The organism is Catenibacterium sp. co_0103, assembly GCF_004168205.1.
GTDB lineage: Bacteria > Bacillota_I > Bacilli_A > Erysipelotrichales > Coprobacillaceae > Catenibacterium > Catenibacterium mitsuoka_A.
Genome location: NZ_RCYB01000152.1, coordinates 1 through 2,950, shown reverse-complemented (window position 1 = coordinate 2,950; position 2,950 = coordinate 1). Strand labels below are relative to the sequence as shown.

The following is a 2,950-nucleotide window of genomic DNA, read 5'->3' as shown; positions in this document are numbered from 1 at the left end:
TTTTTCTAAATTATTCAAACTTGTTTTTAAGTTTGTCTTTTTTTATACGTTTTGATTGATTTTTGTTTCACACTTTCACCTCAAGATATTATAGGAATAACTTTCTATGATTGACAAGCGATATGAATTTGGTAGAATGAAATTAATTAAAGGGGAGTAGCTCTTACAGAACCGTTCGTCAACACGTTATGATTTACATAACCGGATTGTTTTGGTCATTTATGATCAGCGAGACCTTTAATAAAACGATTGTTTTTATTAAAGGAGGAATACAAATGTATAAAAAAACAATTGAAGAAGTAGTAAACTCTTTAGATACAAATATTGAAAAGGGACTGACTTCTTCTGAAGCAAAGAAGAGACAAGGCATATATGGTACCAATGAACTAGAAAAGCCACAGAAAAGGTCTCTTCTTTTACGTTTTCTAGATCAGTTTAAGGATGCAATGATTATTATTTTAATTATTGCAGCAGTGGTATCTATTGTTGTAGAACCAGGAGACTGGATTGATTCTCTTATTATCGTAATAGTCGTTATGATGAATGCGATTCTAGGTGTTGTATTAGAGAGTCATGCAGAAAAGAGTCTTGAATCATTACAAGAATTATCTGCACCACAATCAAAGGTATTAAGAGATGGTGTGAAACAGACTATTGCCTCTAAGGAATTAGTACCTGGTGATATTATTATTCTTGAAACAGGGGATATGATTCCTAGTGATGCACGTTTAATTGAAGCTTATAACTTAAAGGTAGATGAATCAGCCTTAACAGGTGAATCTGTTCCTGTAGAAAAGACAACTGATCCTATTAGTCAGGATGTTGTGATTGGGGACCAGACAAATATGGTCTTCTCTTCTACAGTAGTCACTTATGGTCGTGGTGAAGCAATAGTTACATCTATTGGTATGAAGAATGAAGTAGGTAAGATTGCAGGCATGTTGAATGCGAGTGAAAAGGAATTAACACCTTTACAGGTTAAATTAAATGAAATAGGTAAAACAATTGGATTACTTTGTATTGTGATCTGTGTGATTGTATTTATTCTTGAATCATTGAGTGGTATTAGCTGGTTAGAATCATTTAAGACAGCTGTTGCGTTAGCTGTTGCAGCTGTACCAGAAGGACTTGCAGCTACTGTTACTATTGTCTTAGCTGTTAGTGTGACTAAGATGGTTAAACAGCATGCCATTATTCGTAAACTACCTGCAGTAGAAACATTAGGTAGTACTTCTATTGTATGTTCTGATAAAACAGGTACATTAACACAAAATAAGATGACTATCTTAAAGACTTACTTAGATGGTGATGAAGTAAAAGATTTAGAAGAAGCAGATTCTAAAACTATTGATATGTTGAATGCATTTACCCTATGTTCTGATGCTTCTATTGATGATGGTAAGGTACTAGGTGATCCTACTGAAGTTGCACTAGTAGAAGCAAGTAAAAAGATGAACTTTGAAAAGAAAGCACTCATGGAAAAGTATCCACGTGTAGGAGAATTGGCTTTTGATTCTGATCGTAAGATGATGAGTGTTATTGTGAAGGATGGAAATCATTATGTGTCTATTACTAAAGGTGGACCTGATGTGATCTTAAATAGATGTCGTGATGTAGATAGTGACCAGGCTATGACTGCCAATGATGAAATGGCTAAAGATGCATTAAGGGTTTTAGCTGTGGCAGTGAAGATATATGATACAATGCCTACTAACATTACAGTAGAAGAAATAGAAAATGATATGGACTTTATTGGGTTTGTAGGTATGATTGACCCAGCTCGTCCAGAAGCAAAAGAAGCCATTAGAGTTGCTAAGCATGCAGGTGTGCGTACTATTATGATCACTGGTGACCATAAGACAACAGCGACTGCCATTGCGAAGGATTTAGGTATTTTAAGTGAGGGACAGGAAGTTATTTCTGGTGAAGAATTGTCTCAGATGTCTCAGGAAGAACTAGAAAAGAATGTAGAAAAATATAGTGTTTATGCACGTGTGGCTCCTGAACATAAAGTAAATATCGTCAAAGCATGGAAATCAAAGAATAAGATTGTCGCTATGACAGGGGATGGTGTCAATGATGCACCAGCCTTAAAGACTGCAGATATTGGCTGTGCTATGGGTATTACAGGTACAGATGTAGCGAAGAATGCTGCTACTATGATTCTAACAGATGATAACTTTGCGACTATTATTCAGTCTATTAAACAGGGTCGTGGTATTTTTGATAATATCCAGAAGGATGTACAGTTCTTATTATCAAGTAATGTTGGTGAAGTACTTGCTATCTTCTTAGCTTCTATTATTGCGTTAATTAATCCTTCTTGGGGATTTGGTGTGCCATTATTACCTATTCATTTATTATGGATTAACCTCATCACAGATGCTTTACCAGCCTTTGCGATTGGTTTAGAACCAGCTGAAGATGATATCATGGATAGAAAACCAAGAGAAAAGGATGAAGGTTTCTTTGCGAATGGCTTAATGGTGAAAGTCATCTGGCAGGGTGTGATGGTAGGTTTACTTACTTTAGTTTCTTATTCAATTGGTCAGTATTTCAGTAATCATGAATATGCGATGACTATGGCCTTTATTACTATGTCAGGTGCTGAATTATGTCATGCTTTTAACGTAAAGAGTCATCATTCAGTATTTAATAAACAGGTATTCAACAATAAGTATTTATGGGGTGCAACAGCTTTAGGTCTTGTATTACAGTTAGCCATCATCTTTACACCTCTTTCTCATTTATTTAGTTTAGTTCCTCTTGATCCATCTCATTTCGCGATTGCAGCATTACTTGCATTCTCAGTTATCCCAATCGTAGAAATCTCTAAACGTTTCAATAAACGTTAACACCTGCATTGCAGGTGTTTTTTGGTAATTTAAAATAACTAGGGGTTTCCTAAATTTTAATTATCACGCAGTAAGGGGTGAATCTCACCCCTTAT

At 35.3% G+C, this 2,950-nt stretch carries 1 protein-coding gene; it reads left to right on the top strand.

Annotated elements, in window-relative coordinates:
• Positions 1-275: 275 nt before the first annotated feature.
• The gene (locus EAI80_RS12585; RefSeq protein ID WP_238634622.1) at positions 276-2,855 is read left to right on the top strand and encodes a cation-translocating P-type ATPase; all 2,580 of its coding nucleotides are present in this window, start codon (positions 276-278) and stop codon (positions 2,853-2,855) included.
• The last annotated feature ends 95 nt before the right edge of the window (positions 2,856-2,950 follow it).

Coding starts and splice junctions, on each gene's coding strand:
- EAI80_RS12585 (WP_238634622.1), top strand. CDS start 276: ATGTATAAAAAAACAATTGAAGAAGTAGTAAACTCTTTAGATACAAAT.